The organism is Allocoprobacillus halotolerans, assembly GCF_024399475.1.
In the GTDB taxonomy this organism is placed as follows: Bacteria; Bacillota_I; Bacilli_A; order Erysipelotrichales; family Coprobacillaceae; genus Allocoprobacillus; species Allocoprobacillus halotolerans.
This window is the reverse complement of the sequence record NZ_CP101620.1, coordinates 2,881,659-2,898,375: the sequence shown is the minus strand read 5'-3', so window position 1 is coordinate 2,898,375 and position 16,717 is coordinate 2,881,659. Positions and strand designations below refer to the sequence as shown.

Here is a 16,717-nt window from a genome sequence, read left to right as displayed (position 1 = left end):
GAGCAACGTTATCTTAACAGTTTTGTTACCATATGGATTTTTGCTAGGATAAAACGTTCATCAAAGGATATACTAGAAACAGGTGGTTTTGTTACCATATGGATTTTTGCTAGGATAAAACAGGTTAAGTTATTCACTGACGCTTATGCATGTTTTGTTACCATATGGATTTTTGCTAGGATAAAACTGGAAAGGTGGAACACAAAAGCGTAAACTAGTTTTGTTACCATATGGATTTTTGCTAGGATAAAACTATAATCTTGAAGTGAATTGGCAACTAGCAGTTTTGTTACCATATGGATTTTTGCTAGGATAAAACATACATCATTATCATTTGAAGATATCATGAGTTTTGTTACCATATGGATTTTTGCTAGGATAAAACGCGATTTTGAAACATCAACTGAAAGAGTGTGTTTTGTTACCATATGGATTTTTGCTAGGATAAAACATCTATCACGTATATTGCCCTGATGATTTCGTTTTGTTACCATATGGATTTTTGCTAGGATAAAACGAGTGCTACGCTTAACTGACCCACGCCACTGTTTTGTTACCATATGGATTTTTGCTAGGATAAAACTTGCGATAGTCTTCTACATTTCCACGACATAGTTTTGTTACCATATGGATTTTTGCTAGGATAAAACTTAAACTAATTTCAGAATCATCTGTACCTTGTTTTGTTACCATATGGATTTTTGCTAGGATAAAACATGGAAAAGTAAGCGGACCATCACAGATGGTTTTTGTTACCATATAGATTTTGCTAGAATAATGCTTGTACTTATTTATTTTGAGTTTCGGTAAAAAAATAAAAAACAGGTAAAAAGTTATTCACAAATTGCCTGTTTTGCTTTATTTATAAGGAAAATCAGCCTCTTAAATGTTATAATAATTTTATCTCAATAAACAAAATTTAGGAGGGATTTTCCATGAGTTATTTTACCACAGATCTATATGAAACGAAAAGAGAAATTGTCAATTTTTCTAATAAATTATCAGACAGTCTTGATAAACCTGCTGCCAAGTTTGTCATGGATATGATGTTTGGTCTTGCAAGAAGTCAAAGTGTTCTACTTAGCGATATTGCCAGAGCTCTTGATGAAAATATCAAGCTCAATTATACAATTGACAGATTATCCAATCATTTGGCTCAATTTGATGATGAAGCAATGAACCAAATGAAATCCAATTATAATGATATGGTTATCAAGCATCTTAGCGAAGACAGGATCATTTTACTTGATAACAGTGAAATCATCAAAAAATATGGAAGAAAATTTGAAGATCTTTGTATGGTCAGGGATGCTTCCTCACTTAAGGATGACATTTATCCTGGATACCATGTATGTGAGGCAACTGCCCTCACACAGGATCAACATCATCCAATATCTTTGTATAGCCATATCTATTCAACTGAAAGTGAAGGATTCAGGTCAATGAACGATGAAACAATAAAGAGCATAAAATATGTCAAATCTCTCATTCCTGAAAGATGTACATTTGTATGTGACAGAGGATATGATGCCAATGTATTTTATGATTACTTCATAGATGAAAATCATAATGCAGATGATTTCATCATCAGACTCAAAGAAAATAGAACATTATTGTTTAAAGGGAAGCCAAAGAAAGTAGGAGAAATCGCCAAAAGAAGAAAAGGCAAGATTAAGATGAACATGTATTTTTCTAAGGAAGATAGTGAAGTCTATGTATCACATACGAGAGTGGAACTGCCATCACAAAAGGGAAGGATATTAAATCTAGTCATTGTGTATGGATTAAGTGAAGAAAAACCGATGATGCTTTTAACGAATAGAGAGATCAGGAATAAAAGAGATGTGCATAAGATAGTGAGGGCATATATGTCAAGGTGGCGAATCGAGGAGAAATTCAGATTCAAAAAGAATCAGTATGGTTTTGAAAATATAAGAGTAAGGACAATGAAATCAATAAATGTATTGAATACGATATTGATGATGCATATAGGGCATATAACACTGTTGGCAGAGAAAGTAGACAAGAAATTACTAGTCATAAAGATGATAGAGAGAAGCAAATCGCTTAAAGGAAAGAGATATTACTGGTGCTATCAGATCAGTAAAGGGATACAGGAAATATTAAAATATGCACAAAAGGGAATCAAGGAGTTTCAAAATATAAGAGAGAAGCAGGAATACAGGCAGCTGCAACTGAAACTATAAAATGAACATATAGTAAATAATAAAAAAGGTCATGAAAATGACACTTTTTCAGCTACAATAAAAAGAGAACAAAAACAAAAAAGATGATATAGATAAGAAAACAAGGGTTATGACAATAAACAACAAGACATACCCTTCAAAAAAGAATGCAAAAAACCGAAAGTCAAATTATTTATAGGTTTTAATTTAATGTTTTGTTTGATATAATAAATAAAAGGAGTTGAAACATATGGAAATAAGAAAAATGATTTTTGATGGTGTTGAATATAATTGTTTGACAAATCAGGAACTTGAAATGTATGTTCAAGAATTTTTAGATAAAAGATACATTCAGTCACAAATGAATGAATATAAAAAAGGGAATGTAAAAGGATATTCTTTGGATGAATTTAAAGATAAACGGAAAGAGATATACAAATAATGAATGTTATTATATTTGATACTGTTTTTGAAAGATTGATTAATATAAATGATTATTGTATTAGTCATTTTTCAAATAGTTCTTTTTGCAAAAAAATTGAAAATGAAATGTATCAATTTATAGATGTCTTAGAAAAGGGCGTTTATAGGCCTTCTTCCAAGGAATTTACTTTTGTTTTAAAAAGCAATTATATTCTATATTGTTATTATGATAATGATACAATTTACATTGTAGATTTATTATCATCAAAACAACGAAGGGAATTGAAAGGGTAATAAAAACCCTTTTTATATCTTAAAATTTAATAAGAGATGATATGAGAGAAAAATAAAACAATACTGTGTACAATAGTTGTGATGGAAGTAAAAATAGAATCTCATATTATAAAAAATCATACAACTATTAAATCATGAATAAATGAAATAATATAAGAATTTTTATGAGAATGAACTATAACTCAATTTATATAATTTATGATATAATAATGTAAATTATATTAGAAATGAAGGTACGTAGTATATGAAATTAAAATCTATTAGTAAATATATATCTAAGATATTAAGACATGAACCTGAAATTATCGGTATCACACTAGATGAACATGGGTGGGCAAATGTGGATGAACTCATTAAAGGAATCCAAGAAACACATCCTGATTTTAATAAAGATTTATTAGAAATCATTGTTGCTGAGGATAATAAACAAAGATATTCTTTTAATGGAAATCATACACTGATTCGTGCTAATCAAGGACATTCTATACTCGTAGATGTAGAACTAGAAAAGGTAATACCACCATCTGTTTTATATCATGGAACAGGAGAAAAATTTGTATCTTCTATTCAACAACAAGGTTTGATTCCTAAATCAAGACTTTACGTTCATTTATCTAAAGATATTGAAACGGCTTTGTCTGTTGGTAAAAGACATGGAAAACCAGTTGTTTTTCAAATTGATACACAACGTATGGTAGAAGATCATATTGATTTTTATTTATCAGCCAATCAAGTTTGGCTAACACGTCATGTGCCTGTTCAATATTTACAGCTTTTAGATGAACACAATGATGAGAAATGATTGAGTGTTGATGATAAATAGATTACAATAAAAGAAGAATAAAATGAAAGGAGATTTTTTTATGGGAAAACTAGATGGAAAAGTTGCGATTATTACAGGAGCAGCAGTAGGATTAGGTGAAGGAATCGCTGAAGCTTATGTGAAATATGGAGCGAAAATTTGCATGGTTGATTTGTCAGAAGAAGTGAATCAAACTGCTCAAAAATTAAGAGAAAAATATCATCAAGATATTATTACTTATGTTGGAAATGTGGCTGATAAAGACCAAATGAAAGAAGCTGTTCAAAAAACAGTTAATACTTTTGGTAAAGTCAATATTGCTTGTTGTAATGCAGGTGTTTGTCGTTTAGCACCTTTTGAAGAAATGAGTGATGAAATCAGAGATTTTCATATTGATGTCAATATCAAAGGTGTATGGAATACTTGTCAGGCTGTTATTCCATATATGTTGAAACAGGGAAAAGGAAGTATTGTTATTGCTTCATCTGTGACAGGAGATATTGTTGCTGATGCGGGAGAAGCGGCTTATGCGATGACAAAAGCAGCTTTAGTTGGTTTAACAAAATGTTTAGCTGTTGAATATGCAAGTCGCAATATTCGTGTCAACTGTTCACAGTTAGGATATGCCAGAACACCAATGGTAGAAAAAATGGCAGTTGAATCTAATCCAAATAATCCAGAAAGTGCTATTCAAGATATTGCTCAAGGTGTGCCAATGGGTAGACTTGCAAAACCAATTGAAGTTGGAGAATTATTTGCTTTTTAGGTAGTGATGAATCAAGCTATATCACTGGTTCTCAATTTGTTATTGATGGAGGAAGTACACTACCTGAAACAATGAGTATAGGAACAAATGAGTAGAGGTCAATGAGGGCTTAGGCTCTCTTTTTCATTATCATGGCAGTAGTTTCAAAATGAGAAATATGTTAAAATAGGCATCAGAATAGAGAGGGTTTTGTATGAATGGATTAGGAACAATTGTCAATGGAATAGCAATTATCATAGAAGGTATTATTGAACTTTTTTGTAAAAATTTATTTCAAGAACGTTATCAAGAAATCATTATGAAAGCCACAGGGATTCTAGTTGTTTTTTAGCTTTATCAGGCACACTATCAAAGATGCTTGTTATTGAAGGTGCAACTTTCAAAGCAACGGGTTCTATGAATATGATTCTTTCAATGGTCATTGGAGCACTAATAGGTGAAATCATTAATGTTGATGGGATGTTTGAAAAGTTTGGACAATGGTTAAAATATAAAACAGGTAGCCATGAAGATCGTCAGTTTATTCAAGGTTTTGTCACAGCTTCTTTAACTGTCAGTATTGGAGCGATGGCAATTATGGGCGCAATTTAAGATGGCATGACTGGTGACCATTCATTATTATTTGCCAAAGCTATCTTAGATTTTGTCATTATATTAGTGATGACATCTTCAATGGGAGAAGGTTGTCTTTTTTCTTTTATTCCGGTTGTGCTTTTACAAGGAACAGTGACTATTTTATCAGCAGGACTTGCATCATTTATGACACCATATCTTTTTTGATTGTTTGGATATGGTTGGAAATATATTGATATTTTGTGTAGGTATCAATCTGATATGGCCACGTACCATCAAAGTATCTAATCTTTTACTAGCGTTAATTGTTACGATTATTTTGGCTTTGTTATTATAAAGAAAAGGAGGTCATTATTTTGACAAAAGTAGATTTAATTACTGGTTTTTGGGAACTGGAAAAACAACATTTATCAAACAATATGCATCATATCTGATACAACAAGGATATAAAGTAGGTATTATTGAAAACGATTTTGGTGCAGTTAATGTCGATATGATGTTACTTCAAGAAACGTTCAAAGATCAATGCGATTTAGAAATGATTGCTGGTGGTTGTGATCAAGAAACCCATCAAAGGCGTTTTAAAACAAAATTAATTGCAATGGGAATGTTAAAATATGATTATCTTTTAATTGAACCTTCTGGAATATATGATGTTGACGAATTTTTTGATGTTTTACACGAAGAACCACTTACAAATTGGTATGAAATAGGCAATGTTTTTACGATAGTCGATACCAAAATGAATCTTGATTTATCGCCATCATCACGATATATCCTTGCCTCACAAATTGCGCATGCAGGTGCAATTATCTTAAGTCATTATCAGGAGGCATCGTCAGATGAAGTTCAACAGACCATGTGTTTTCTTCAAGAATCTTTACAAGAAGTCCAATGTCAAAGAGTCTTGCAAGAAACTGATTTTTATACCAATTGGATGCATTTTTCTTCACAAGAGTTTCAAAAATTGATGAATGTTGGTTATATCATGAATGAATATGTTAAATATCCTATTTCATATCAAGAGGCATATACATCATTATATTTTATGAATAATCACCTTTCTCAAAATGATTTATCTGCTCGTGTTTCTGATATTTTTCATGATGCATCTTGTGGTCATGTTTTTCGTATTAAAGGATTTATTTGTGAAAATGAACAATGGTATGAGTTAAATGCAACGAATCAGCATATATCTTTACAACCTATTTCCCTTGGACAGGATGTTTTAATTGTGATTGGTGAAAATTTAAATAAAGATCATATACAAACTTATTTAAACAAAAAAACATCATTATGATGTTTTTTTACGAATTGATACTTCACCTGAATTTAAGGTTTTGATACCATGTTCTGTTTGAATTTTTAAAGATGCATCATCATTAATATCTAAAACATAAGCTTGATAAGACTGATTGTTTTCATAAACTGTAATGTCTTGATGCAAAACATAAGAATGCTGACGATAGAAATTAAGCCATGATGAAGATGATAACTGACAATAGTCCTGATAAAAAATATTGAAAAAATCAATCAGCAATTGTTCTCTTGGTATCACAACTGAACAGAAATCTTCAATACACTCAGCAATATTTTTTAATTCCTCAGGCATTGTATAAGAATGAACGTTGATACCAATCCCAACGATCATATGATCAATTTTGGCAGTGTTCATTTCTAAACTGGCTTCACATAAAATACCAGCAATTTTGAAATCGTTAATCATTAAATCATTAACCCATTTGATTTGAGGATGAACAGGATAATTTTTTCAATGGCTTTCACTAAAGATACTGCTAAACAGGCAGTGACTTTTAATGAATCAAAAATCGTTAATTGAGGTTTTAAAACAAAAGATACATAAATTCCTTTTTGTTTAGGAGAATGAAAGCTTTTGCCATTTCGTCCTTTTCCCTTTGTCTGATTTTCAGCCAATACAATATCCCCTTCTTGATGAGGAGTTCTTTTTAAATAATCATTTGTTGAATCAATTTCATCAAAATACTCAATATTTTGAAAAAATCAGGAATCAAAGGTTTAATGTTTTCAATAAAAATCACATCATTATCCTCTGTTAGACAATATCCCTTTTTTGTAGATGATATAATATGGTATCCTTTCTCTTTGATTTTTTTGATACAAGTAGATATTGTCATTCGTGATACATGAAGCTCTTCACAAATTTCCTGACCTGAAACATATTGATTTTGATGTTGTTTTAAAATTTTTAATATTTCTTTTTCCATAAGTTTATTATAATCATCTTTGTTCTAAAGATAAAGGAATAATTCTATACTTTTTCCTAAAAAAAGTATAGAATAAAGATAGGAGGGATTCATATGCCAACAATAGAAGATGCTTTAGATGATTTGACATTGCAGGCTAGTGAAATTATTGCACGCAGTGATCATCGTCAAATTGTTATGGATTTATATAATGTTATTAGTCAAAAATGTGAAAACGGTGATTTAATTAACGAGTTAAATGGGATTGAGAGAGTTTTTTATCTTTGTCAGACTTTTGCATTAAGTATGTGTGATGGAGGTATAGAATCGTATTATAGTGAAACTTCAGGCAATTTTGCTAATGAAACAGTTGAAGCTTTGTTGGAAATGAAAGCCAATCGTACAGCCTTGATTTTAGATCGAGCTAATGGTATTTTTCATGAAGGTGTCGTGCCAGAAGATCAGCAATTAAGGATAGAAGAATTAAAAAGTTTGGACTATCGTGAAATTTCATGGTTATTTGACCTTTTGGATCATGAATTTCAAGAATTGAAAGAAGACTTGGAAACTTTAAGTCTTCATTATGTTCTTTGTCATAAAGAAGCTTTTATGTAAGTAAAAAGAGATTGTAATTTAACTGTGATGTGATTATAATAAAAATGAGGTGAATAAGGAATGGATTATTTTGATAAAATAAAAGAGAGATTATCATCTAAATTAAAAGGTCATGAATTAACAAAAGAATCATCTTTTAAGGATTTAGGTATTGATTCTTTAGATTTGGTTGATTTGGTTTTTGAACTTGAAGAAGAAATTGGTGTAGAATTTCAAGATGATGAATTATTAAAAATTAAAACAGTTCAAGATTTATTGGATTTAATTGATGCAAAAAAATAGGGAAAAAACCCTATTTTTTTATAGGAGGAAAATTATGATTTATCAAGTTGATCATCAAAAAACAAAAGTTAATATAGAGAATATACAAGAACATCATCGTTATATTGCGATGATGGATTTAGAACAGTTAAAATCATGTTATGAACAATTGGGTATTGAAAAGACATCGATTGAACGTTTGGAAGATCCATCTTTATTTCATCAAAATATGATTATTCCTGCTTATCACTATTATTTTGGTTTGGTGCATTTGATTAATGCACGAGATATTTTTGTCAAAAAAGATGTGTTGGCTTTATTTATTTTTAAAAATTTATTTTTGGTTGTTGTAATTGATGATGAAGATCATCATATTGATGAAGTTTTTCAATCATCTACGGATTATGTACTTCAAAGAGATGCTTCTATTACACGTCTTGTTTATTATTTTTTAAGTGATTTATTAGCGGCTGATTATCAATATATTGAAGAATTGCAAAATGAAATTGAAGAATTAGAGTTGCATGAAGAAGATGCTATAAATTTTACCAATCAACTTAGACAACTCAATAAAGAATTATTGCTTTTACAAAACTATTATGAAAACTTAATGACAATTGGCGAAGATTTGGAAATGAATCACCATCATATTTTTGAAGACGATGATTCTCGTTATTTTGAAATCTTTACGCGTCGTATAGAGCGTTTGTCTAAAAATGTAGAAATGCTGCGAGAAATTTTGAATCAGGCACATAGTGCTCATCAGTCAAGAGAAGATTATAAACTCAACAAAACGATGCAGTTTTTTACTGTTGTGACAACAATTTTTATGCCTTTGACTCTAATTGCTGGGTGGTATGGCATGAATTTTGAAAATATGCCTGAGTTAAAAAGTGTTTATGGCTATCCTGCAGTGATTGTTTTGAGTGGAATCATTGTTGTAGGGTTAATGATTTTATTTAAGAAAAAGAAATTTTTATAAGCAATCTAAAAAAGTTTGATAAAATAATTCTAGTGCTGTTTGAAGATCTTGGCTATGTATTCTAGCTAGACTTAAACGAACTGAATTTTGAAAATGAGAGGATTCATAGAAACATCTTTCATTTCTGGCAATATGAATACGATTTTCCAATAAACGTTGTTGGAAATTATCCAAATCAATAGGAACTAAAAACTGAATCGTAAAATAATAACCAGAATAACTTGAAATCACTTTTAAAAGCTTTGGATTCCAGCTTTGGGTGATTTTTTTAATAATGCGATAATTTTTTTGAGATAGTTTTGTAATTGTTGTGTCTGTTTATGATAAAGTGAACTTTTAATATAAGATTCTAAAGTGGCTTGTGAAATTAAAGAAGGTAGCTGATAAGAATAATAATAAGATTGATGAGTCATTTGATCAAAAGTATCTTGAAAATCCTGATGGACAATCGCAACACCAATACGAATATAAGGAATGGTTTTTGAAAAACTTGTTAAGTAAATACAGTTTTTACCTTCCATATAATAAAACAAAGGAAGATAATGCGAATAACTAGAACAATGACCAAAATAATCATCTTCAATAATATAGACATTGTATTTTAACGCTAACTGGGCAATTTTTTGACGCGTGTGAGAAGAATAAGTTGTACCAAGTGGATTATGGTTACGAGGAATTGTATAAAAGAATTTAATGTCATAATGTTCAAAAAGATATTGGAGGTGTTCGAGGTCAATACCATTTTCATCACGATAAATGGTTAAAATGGGAAGGGATAAAGAGTGGAGAAAGCGAACATAATAACTGTAAGTGGGTTCTTCTATTAAAATATAAGTATGCTGATTAGGGAAGGTTATAGAAGATAAAAAAGATAGCATTTGTGTTACACCTTGTATTAAATAGATTGAACTTTCTTGTGCATAAATACCCATATCAAAGAAGAAATTAGCTAAAGTTTGACGTAAAGATTGGACACCTTGTAAAGATAAGTTCAAAGAAGATTCCTGATATTCATCAATAGCTAGAGAAAGGCAATGTTTAGCATCTTCAAGTGAAGTGGCGTGAATGGGTGGATTTCCCGTTTCTAATGAGAAATGATGGGTTGAGGAAGCTGGAAGAATAGGACTACCTAAAACATAATATCCACTTTGCGCTTTGGCATAAATTAAATGTTGTTGAACTAATAATTGATAAGCTTTGATAACTGTTTCTTTACTGCAATGATATTGTTTGGATAAAGTTTGAATGGAAGGCAATTTATCACCACGTTTATATTTTTGATGGATAATATCTTGTTCTAATAATTGTGCTAATTGTTCGTATTTAGTCATGTTGATCACTCCTCGTTTTTATTATAGCATATCAATCTATACCGGTATAGTTGTTGTTTTGATTTATTGATTTTAATAAAAATTATTTTATAATGAAATCATCAAGAAGAAAGAGGTGTTAAAGGATGAACAAAGATGGTGTAAAAATTGTAACAATTGGTGGAGGAAGCAGTTATACTCCAGAATTAGTAGAAGGGTTTATTAAAAGATATGATCATTTACCTGTAAAGGAATTATGGTTAGTGGATATTGAAGAAGGACGTGATAAATTAGAAACAGTTGGTGCACTTGCAAAACGTATGGTCAAAAAAGCTGGACTGCCAATGAAAGTTGTTTTAAGTTATGATCGTCGTGAAGCATTAAAAGATGCAGATTTTGTCACAACACAAATGCGTATTGGACGTTTACCTGCTCGTGTTTTAGATGAACGTATTCCATTAAGTCATGGATTAATTGGTCAAGAAACAAATGGGGCAGGAGGAATGTTTAAAGCTTTTAGAACCATTCCAGTTATTTTAGATATTGTCAAAGATATTGAAGAATTATGTCCAAATGCATGGTTGATTAATTTTACTAATCCAGCTGGGATGGTGACTGAAGCCATTTTACGTCATACAAATTTTAAAAAAGCTATTGGTTTATGCAACGTACCTGTGAATATGGTTGCAGGTTTTGCAAAAATGTTGAATGTGGAAGAAAGTCAAGTGACAATGGAAGTGCAGGGGGTGAATCATTTTATCTTTGCGACAGATGTTTTTGTTGATGGTGTTTCACATTTTGATGAATTGTTAGATAAATATGCACATTTAAAACAAGAAGATACAATTCAAATGAAAAACTTCGTATCTTTACCATATTCGCCATCATTTATTCAAGGGTTAAAGGTTTGACTTTCGGTTTTTTGCATTCTTTTTTGAAGGGTATGTCTTGTTGTTTATTGTCATAACCCTTGTTTTCTTATCTATATCATCTTTTTTGTTTTTATTCTCTTTTTATTGTAGCTGAAAAAGTGTCATTTTCATGACCTTTTTTATTATTTACTATATGTTCATTTTATAGTTTCAGTTGCAGCTGCCTGTATTCCTGCTTCTCTCTTATATTTTGAAACTCCTTGATTCCCTTTTGTGCATATTTTAATATTTCCTGTATCCCTTTACTGATCTGATAGCACCAGTAATATCTCTTTCCTTTAAGCGATTTGCTTCTCTCTATCATCTTTATGACTAGTAATTTCTTGTCTACTTTCTCTGCCAACAGTGTTATATGCCCTATATGCATCATCAATATCGTATTCAATACATTTATTGATTTCATTGTCCTTACTCTTATATTTTCAAAACCATACTGATTCTTTTTGAATCTGAATTTCTCCTCGATTCGCCACCTTGACATATATGCCCTCACTATCTTATGCACATCTCTTTTATTCCTGATCTCTCTATTCGTTAAAAGCATCATCGGTTTTTCTTCACTTAATCCATACACAATGACTAGATTTAATATCCTTCCCTTTTGTGATGGCAGTTCCACTCTCGTATGTGATACATAGACTTCACTGTCTTCCTTAGAAAAATACATGTTCATCTTAATCTTGCCTTTTCTTCTTTTGGCGATTTCTCCTACTTTCTTTGGCTTCCCTTTAAACAATAATGTTCTATTTTCTTTGAGTCTGATGATGAAATCATCTGCATTATGATTTTCATCTATGAAGTAATCATAAAATACATTGGCATCATATCCTCTGTCACATACAAATGTACATCTTTCAGGAATGAGAGATTTGACATATTTTATGCTCTTTATTGTTTCATCGTTCATTGACTTGAATCCTTCACTTTCAGTTGAATAGATATGGCTATACAAAGATATTGGATGATGTTGATCCTGTGTGAGGGCAGTTGCCTCACATACATGGTATCCAGGATAAATGTCATCCTTAAGTGAGGAAGCATCCCTGACCATACAAAGATCTTCAAATTTTCTTCCATATTTTTTGATGATTTCACTGTTATCAAGTAAAATGATCCTGTCTTCGCTAAGATGCTTGATAACCATATCATTATAATTGGATTTCATTTGGTTCATTGCTTCATCATCAAATTGAGCCAAATGATTGGATAATCTGTCAATTGTATAATTGAGCTTGATATTTTCATCAAGAGCTCTGGCAATATCGCTAAGTAGAACACTTTGACTTCTTGCAAGACCAAACATCATGTCCATGACAAACTTGGCAGCAGGTTTATCAAGACTGTCTGATAATTTATTAGAAAAATTGACAATTTCTCTTTTCGTTTCATATAGATCTGTGGTAAAATAACTCATGGAAAATCCCTCCTAAATTTTGTTTATTGAGATAAAATTATTATAACATTTTAGAGGCTGATTTTCCTTATAAATAAAGCAAAACAGGCAATTTGTGAATAACTTTTTACCTGTTTTTTATTTTTTTACCGAAACTCAAATTAAAGGCGATTCCTTGTCCATATCATAATTATTACTTCTTTACAAAAGAACAATTAGAAGAAGAATTAGAACAATTCAAGACTGGAACAGTGCGTGGAGAAGTTGTCAGCAAGACAGAAGAAGAATTATTTGAACTTTATAGTCATGAAGAACTTCAAGAAAAACCAGAACAATTAGCAATGCGTGGTGGAGCCAAATATTCTGATGCAGCATGTAATTTAATTGCATCTATTTACACAAATAAAGGAGATATTCAATATGTGGATGTCCGTAATAATGGAGCAATTGCTGATTTACCAATGGATAGTGCTGTTGAAGTGGCTTGCCGTATTACAGCTGATGGACCTCAACCAATTGCGACAGGTGATTTGAAATTACCTATCAGTGGTTATGTGCATATGATGAAAACTTTTGAACGTTTAGTCATTGAAGCAGCAGTCAGTGGAGATCGTAATTTGGCTGTGACAGCTTTAAATATGAACCCATTATGTCCAAGTGATGAAATCGCTAATGTTGTGATTGATGAATTATTGGAAGCACATAAAGATTATTTACCACAATTTTTCAATAAGTAGGAGTTGATTTTCAACTCCTATTTTTTAAAGTTTTTTCATTTTAGTATTGAAATCTTCAAAAAGGTATGCTATTATATCTAGGCAACTGATGGAGACATACTCAAGAGGCTGAAGAGGCGCCCCTGCTAAGGGTGTAGGTCGGGAAACTGGCGCGAGGGTTCAAATCCCTCTGTCTCCGCCATTGATATAAACCCTTGGCAGTTGAAAATATATTGGTCTGGTAGTTCAGTTGGTTAGAATGCCGCCCTGTCACGGCGGAGGTCGCGTTCGAGCCCCGTCCAGACCGCCAATATAAAAATGCGTTATCCTTAGGGATAACTTTTTTGTTTATAGAAAGAAAAAGTGGTTACCCACTTTTACTGATGTTCTTTTTGATATGCATACATAATCGCAATCACTGTTTTGGCATCAACAATCTCACCACTTAAAACTTTTTGATAAGCATCATCAATATCTAATTTCACAATATCAATAAATTCATCTTCATCCCCATCCAAGGCATCTTCAACTTCTTCAAAATCAATCGCTTCATAAAGATAAAGCCACTCACTTGTGTAACCTGGTGAAGGAAGAACTTTCATTACAAATTGCATGTCCTTGGCACGATTGTTTGTTTCTTCTTCTAATTCACGAAAGGCACAATCACGTGGATCTTCATCAGCTTCTAATTTTCCAGCCGGTACTTCTATTGTTTGAATACGATTAGGATAACGGAATTGTTTAACAAGAATGATTTGATGATTTTTAATGGCTAAAATACAGACACCACCATGATGATAGACAACTTCACGATAGGCATGTTGACCATCTTCAAGTTCAACTTCTTCCCTTGTTACTTGCATAATTTTACCATCATAAATGATAGTTCTTTGAATCTCTTTTTCCACAACTTTTCACCTCAACATTATTATAGCACAAAAGAAAAAAGAAAGTATGCGGGGAGCATACTTTCTTCTATCTCTATTATTTACACGTTAGGGTGATAATAGGGGGTATGTTTAAGTGAGAACCACTTAACAAATCTAATTATAACAGAGTTTTATAAGTTGTAAAGGCTTTCAAATAAAAATGTATATTTTTTTATGAAATTTTGATAGAATAAAAACGGTGATGAAATGAAAACTTTAATTATAGATGAAAATTATGAAAATCAGCGTATTGATAAATATCTCAAAAAATTATTGTGTCAAGCACCATCGCAATTGATTTATAAAATGCTAAGAAAAAAGGATGTCAAAGTCAATGGTGTGAGAGTAAAGGAAAATTATATTTTAAAAAAGGTGATAAAGTTGAATTGTTTTTATATGAAGATCGCTTTCAAGAACTGACAAAGCCACAAAGTATTTATGATTTAGCAATCACTTTTGATGTTTTATATGAAGACCAAAATATTTTGGTTGTCAATAAACCAGTAGGATTACTAGTTCATGAAGATATCAATGAAGATATGAATACTTTATCTAATCAGGTTTTAACTTATTTGTATCAAAAAGGAGAATATGATCCACAACAAACATTAGGATTTACACCAGGACCAGTTCATCGATTAGATCGAAATACAAGTGGAATTGTGATTTTTGGAAAAACAATGCGAGCTTTACAAGATTTAAATGAAATGATGAAGAAACGTCATTGTATTGACAAAACATATTTAACGATTTGTAAAGGTTATATGACTAGCGTTGAATTGATAGGATATATGAAAAAGGATAGTGATCGTTCGCTTGCAAGAATGGTATCCTCAAATACTGAGGGGCATTAAAAATGCATACGATTGTTGAAAATATTCAATCAAATCAAAAGTATTCTTTATTAAAAGTCAAAATTATTACGGGTCGTACACATCAAATTCGTTTACATTTGTCTAGTGTTGGACATCCTATCATTGGTGATAGTAAATATGGAGATTTTGAATTAAATCGTTATTTGAAAAAGACATATCATTTTCAAAATCAATTTTTACATGCGTATCAAATTCAATTTGTAAAACCTATTGGTTCATTAAAATATTTACAAGATGTTGTGATACAATCGCCATTACCTCAAAATCTAGAACGATTGAAAAAAATATTGTTTCAATAAAAGAATCTATGAAAACACTTTAATTTATTGTATAATAAATATAAATCAAGGGAAGGAGAACTAAGATGAAATATTATATTGGGATTGATTTAGGTGGAACAAACGTTCGTACTCTATTGGTCGATGAAAATGGACAATCTTATAGTGAAGTGAAAGATGCAACTGAAAGAGAAAATGGACCTGATTATGTTTGTTCAAAAATTATAAGGCAAATTGAAAGTCTTGATTACACTGTTTGTGGTGGTATTGAAAATGTTCAAGGTGTAGGTATTGGTGTACCTGGTCCAGTTGATACAGCCAATGGTGTCATGATTATGGCTACTAACTTACCTGGTTTTGAAAACTATCCAATTTGCGAAAAATTATCAACAAGATTTAATTTACCAGTTTTTATTGATAATGATGCTAATGTAGCTGGTTTAGCTGAAGCCTTGCTTGGAGCAGGAAAAGGAAAACCAACTTGTTATTATGTGACAATTTCAACAGGTATTGGTGGAGCATTTATCGTGGATGGAAAACTTGTATCTGGTGGTAGAGGACATGCTGGTGAAGTTGGAAATATTATCGTTAAAAATAATGGTTATAAATTTGGTGGTTTAAATCCTGGTGCTGCCGAAGGTGAAACAAGTGGTACAGCTATTACACGTAAAGGGAAAAACTTTTAGGTGATGATATGGTTAAACATGCTGGTGATGTGTTTAGATTAGCTGATGAAGGTAATATCAAAGCACAAGGTATTGTTGATGAATGTATCAGTGAACTTGCAACATTGTTCGCTAATATTGCACATACTGTTGATCCACACTGCTTTATTGTAGGTGGAGGTGTTATGAAATCAAAGAAATATTTCTTTGATAAATTAAACGAACAGTTTAACGCAAAAATCCATGTAGGAATGAGAGGACATATCCCATTACTTGAAACAGAATTAGAAGACTGTGGTGCTATTGGAGCTGCAATGCTTCCAATGTCAAGAATGCAATAATATGAAAGGAAACCATGTGTTTCCTTTTTCAATATCTTCTAAGAGCGTTTCGATCATTGAAAATATCGTGTCTCTAAACTTTTATAAGTTATTATTTTTTACTTTATATAACCATCAAAAAGTGATAGAATAGTAAAACAAAATAAGGAGG

Annotated in this window: 21 protein-coding genes, 2 tRNA genes, 3 pseudogenes and 1 CRISPR repeat array (1 of these 27 running past the window's edge); of the genes and pseudogenes, 19 read left to right on the top strand and 7 right to left on the bottom strand. The window is 31.3% G+C overall.

Annotated features, from left to right (window positions below; genetic code table 11):
* A CRISPR array of direct repeats spans positions 1-716; the repeat unit is 36 nt; unit sequence GTTTTGTTACCATATGGATTTTTGCTAGGATAAAAC; it reaches 840 nt to the left of the window's first position.
* A gap of 219 nt (positions 717-935) precedes the next feature.
* The 8 genes and pseudogenes from NMU03_RS17240 (at position 936) to NMU03_RS17210 (ending at position 6,344) form a co-directional block, all read left to right on the top strand.
* Complete coding sequence (locus tag NMU03_RS17240) at positions 936-2,207, top strand: transposase (protein WP_272595458.1); 1,272 nt, start codon at positions 936-938, stop codon at positions 2,205-2,207.
* A 229-nt stretch (positions 2,208-2,436) separates the two neighbouring features.
* A complete protein-coding gene (locus tag NMU03_RS17235) occupies positions 2,437-2,628 on the top strand; it encodes a hypothetical protein (RefSeq protein ID WP_290140196.1) in 192 nt (63 codons plus the stop codon).
* A 519-nt stretch (positions 2,629-3,147) separates the two neighbouring features.
* Positions 3,148-3,705 (top strand): RNA 2'-phosphotransferase, encoded by a 558-nt coding sequence (locus NMU03_RS17230; RefSeq protein WP_290140194.1) that lies wholly within the window; start codon positions 3,148-3,150, stop codon positions 3,703-3,705.
* Positions 3,706-3,766: 61 nt separating this feature from the next.
* Complete coding sequence (gene ucpA, locus NMU03_RS17225; protein ID WP_290140193.1) at positions 3,767-4,471, top strand: SDR family oxidoreductase UcpA; 705 nt, start codon at positions 3,767-3,769, stop codon at positions 4,469-4,471.
* A gap of 193 nt (positions 4,472-4,664) precedes the next feature.
* On the top strand, positions 4,665-4,802 hold the full coding sequence (locus tag NMU03_RS17220; protein ID WP_290140192.1) for a DUF554 family protein: 138 nt from the start codon (positions 4,665-4,667) through the stop codon (positions 4,800-4,802).
* A gap of 23 nt (positions 4,803-4,825) precedes the next feature.
* Positions 4,826-5,251, top strand: a pseudogene (locus NMU03_RS17215) (DUF554 family protein).
* Between the two features lie 10 nt (positions 5,252-5,261).
* Positions 5,262-5,381: a DUF554 family protein gene (locus NMU03_RS17925; protein WP_353956638.1), complete on the top strand. Its 120-nt coding sequence runs from the start codon at positions 5,262-5,264 to the stop codon at positions 5,379-5,381.
* A gap of 48 nt (positions 5,382-5,429) precedes the next feature.
* On the top strand, positions 5,430-6,344 hold the full coding sequence (locus tag NMU03_RS17210; protein ID WP_290140191.1) for a GTP-binding protein: 915 nt from the start codon (positions 5,430-5,432) through the stop codon (positions 6,342-6,344).
* Here NMU03_RS17210 and NMU03_RS17205 read toward each other — a convergent pair.
* The 3 genes from NMU03_RS17205 to NMU03_RS17195 are packed head-to-tail and all read right to left on the bottom strand — an operon-like array spanning position 6,339 to position 7,290.
* A complete protein-coding gene (locus tag NMU03_RS17205) occupies positions 6,339-6,770 on the bottom strand; it encodes a biotin--[acetyl-CoA-carboxylase] ligase (protein WP_290140190.1) in 432 nt (143 codons plus the stop codon). The genes NMU03_RS17210 and NMU03_RS17205 overlap by 6 nt on opposite strands.
* A complete protein-coding gene (locus NMU03_RS17200) occupies positions 6,770-6,985 on the bottom strand; it encodes a hypothetical protein (protein WP_290142389.1) in 216 nt (71 codons plus the stop codon). The genes NMU03_RS17205 and NMU03_RS17200 overlap by 1 nt, the downstream gene beginning before the upstream one ends.
* Positions 6,986-7,011: 26 nt before the next feature.
* Complete coding sequence (locus NMU03_RS17195) at positions 7,012-7,290, bottom strand: helix-turn-helix domain-containing protein (protein WP_290140188.1); 279 nt, start codon at positions 7,288-7,290, stop codon at positions 7,012-7,014.
* Between the two features lie 93 nt (positions 7,291-7,383).
* Between NMU03_RS17195 and NMU03_RS17190 the strand changes: the two genes are divergently transcribed.
* The 3 genes from NMU03_RS17190 to NMU03_RS17180 are packed head-to-tail and all read left to right on the top strand — an operon-like array spanning position 7,384 to position 9,127.
* Complete coding sequence (locus NMU03_RS17190; RefSeq protein WP_290140187.1) at positions 7,384-7,884, top strand: DMP19 family protein; 501 nt, start codon at positions 7,384-7,386, stop codon at positions 7,882-7,884.
* 60 nt (positions 7,885-7,944) lie between these two features.
* A complete protein-coding gene (locus tag NMU03_RS17185) occupies positions 7,945-8,166 on the top strand; it encodes an acyl carrier protein (RefSeq protein WP_290140185.1) in 222 nt (73 codons plus the stop codon).
* A gap of 34 nt (positions 8,167-8,200) precedes the next feature.
* The gene (locus NMU03_RS17180; protein WP_290140183.1) at positions 8,201-9,127 is read left to right on the top strand and encodes a magnesium transporter CorA family protein; all 927 of its coding nucleotides are present in this window, start codon (positions 8,201-8,203) and stop codon (positions 9,125-9,127) included.
* Here the strand turns inward: NMU03_RS17180 and NMU03_RS17175 are convergent.
* Positions 9,122-9,358 (bottom strand): hypothetical protein, encoded by a 237-nt coding sequence (locus tag NMU03_RS17175; RefSeq protein WP_290140182.1) that lies wholly within the window; start codon positions 9,356-9,358, stop codon positions 9,122-9,124. The two genes, NMU03_RS17180 and NMU03_RS17175, sit on opposite strands and share 6 nt — an antisense overlap.
* Positions 9,359-9,360: 2 nt before the next feature.
* The gene (locus NMU03_RS17170) at positions 9,361-10,458 is read right to left on the bottom strand and encodes an aminotransferase-like domain-containing protein (protein WP_290140179.1); all 1,098 of its coding nucleotides are present in this window, start codon (positions 10,456-10,458) and stop codon (positions 9,361-9,363) included.
* Positions 10,459-10,583: 125 nt separating this feature from the next.
* Between NMU03_RS17170 and NMU03_RS17165 the strand changes: the two are divergent.
* Positions 10,584-11,211, top strand: a pseudogene (locus NMU03_RS17165) (family 4 glycosyl hydrolase); the annotation flags it as partial.
* A gap of 300 nt (positions 11,212-11,511) precedes the next feature.
* Here NMU03_RS17165 and NMU03_RS17160 read toward each other — a convergent pair.
* Complete coding sequence (locus NMU03_RS17160) at positions 11,512-12,783, bottom strand: transposase (protein ID WP_290138468.1); 1,272 nt, start codon at positions 12,781-12,783, stop codon at positions 11,512-11,514.
* A 98-nt stretch (positions 12,784-12,881) separates the two neighbouring features.
* Here NMU03_RS17160 and NMU03_RS17155 point away from each other — a divergent pair, with 98 nt between their 5' ends.
* The 3 genes from NMU03_RS17155 to NMU03_RS17145 all read left to right on the top strand — a co-directional run bounded on the left by NMU03_RS17155 (position 12,882) and on the right by NMU03_RS17145 (position 13,788).
* Entirely contained in the window at positions 12,882-13,499 is a 618-nt protein-coding gene (locus NMU03_RS17155; RefSeq protein ID WP_353956718.1) for a family 4 glycosyl hydrolase, read from the top strand.
* Between the two features lie 90 nt (positions 13,500-13,589).
* A tRNA-Ser gene (locus tag NMU03_RS17150) sits at positions 13,590-13,680 on the top strand.
* Positions 13,681-13,713: 33 nt separating this feature from the next.
* Positions 13,714-13,788: transfer RNA gene (locus tag NMU03_RS17145), tRNA-Asp, on the top strand.
* Between the two features lie 67 nt (positions 13,789-13,855).
* Here the strand turns inward: NMU03_RS17145 and NMU03_RS17140 are convergent.
* A complete protein-coding gene (locus NMU03_RS17140; protein ID WP_290140178.1) occupies positions 13,856-14,386 on the bottom strand; it encodes an NUDIX hydrolase in 531 nt (176 codons plus the stop codon).
* A 228-nt stretch (positions 14,387-14,614) separates the two neighbouring features.
* Between NMU03_RS17140 and NMU03_RS17135 the strand changes: the two genes are divergently transcribed.
* From NMU03_RS17135 to NMU03_RS17120, 4 genes and pseudogenes are all read left to right on the top strand, one after another.
* A complete protein-coding gene (locus NMU03_RS17135) occupies positions 14,615-14,827 on the top strand; it encodes a S4 domain-containing protein (RefSeq protein WP_290140176.1) in 213 nt (70 codons plus the stop codon).
* A complete protein-coding gene (locus tag NMU03_RS17130) occupies positions 14,794-15,261 on the top strand; it encodes a pseudouridine synthase (RefSeq protein WP_290140175.1) in 468 nt (155 codons plus the stop codon). The genes NMU03_RS17135 and NMU03_RS17130 overlap by 34 nt, the downstream gene beginning before the upstream one ends.
* 2 nt (positions 15,262-15,263) lie before the next feature.
* A complete protein-coding gene (locus NMU03_RS17125; protein ID WP_290140173.1) occupies positions 15,264-15,581 on the top strand; it encodes a pseudouridine synthase in 318 nt (105 codons plus the stop codon).
* Positions 15,582-15,646: 65 nt separating this feature from the next.
* Positions 15,647-16,566, top strand: a pseudogene (locus tag NMU03_RS17120) (ROK family protein).
* Positions 16,567-16,717: the final 151 nt, after the last annotated feature.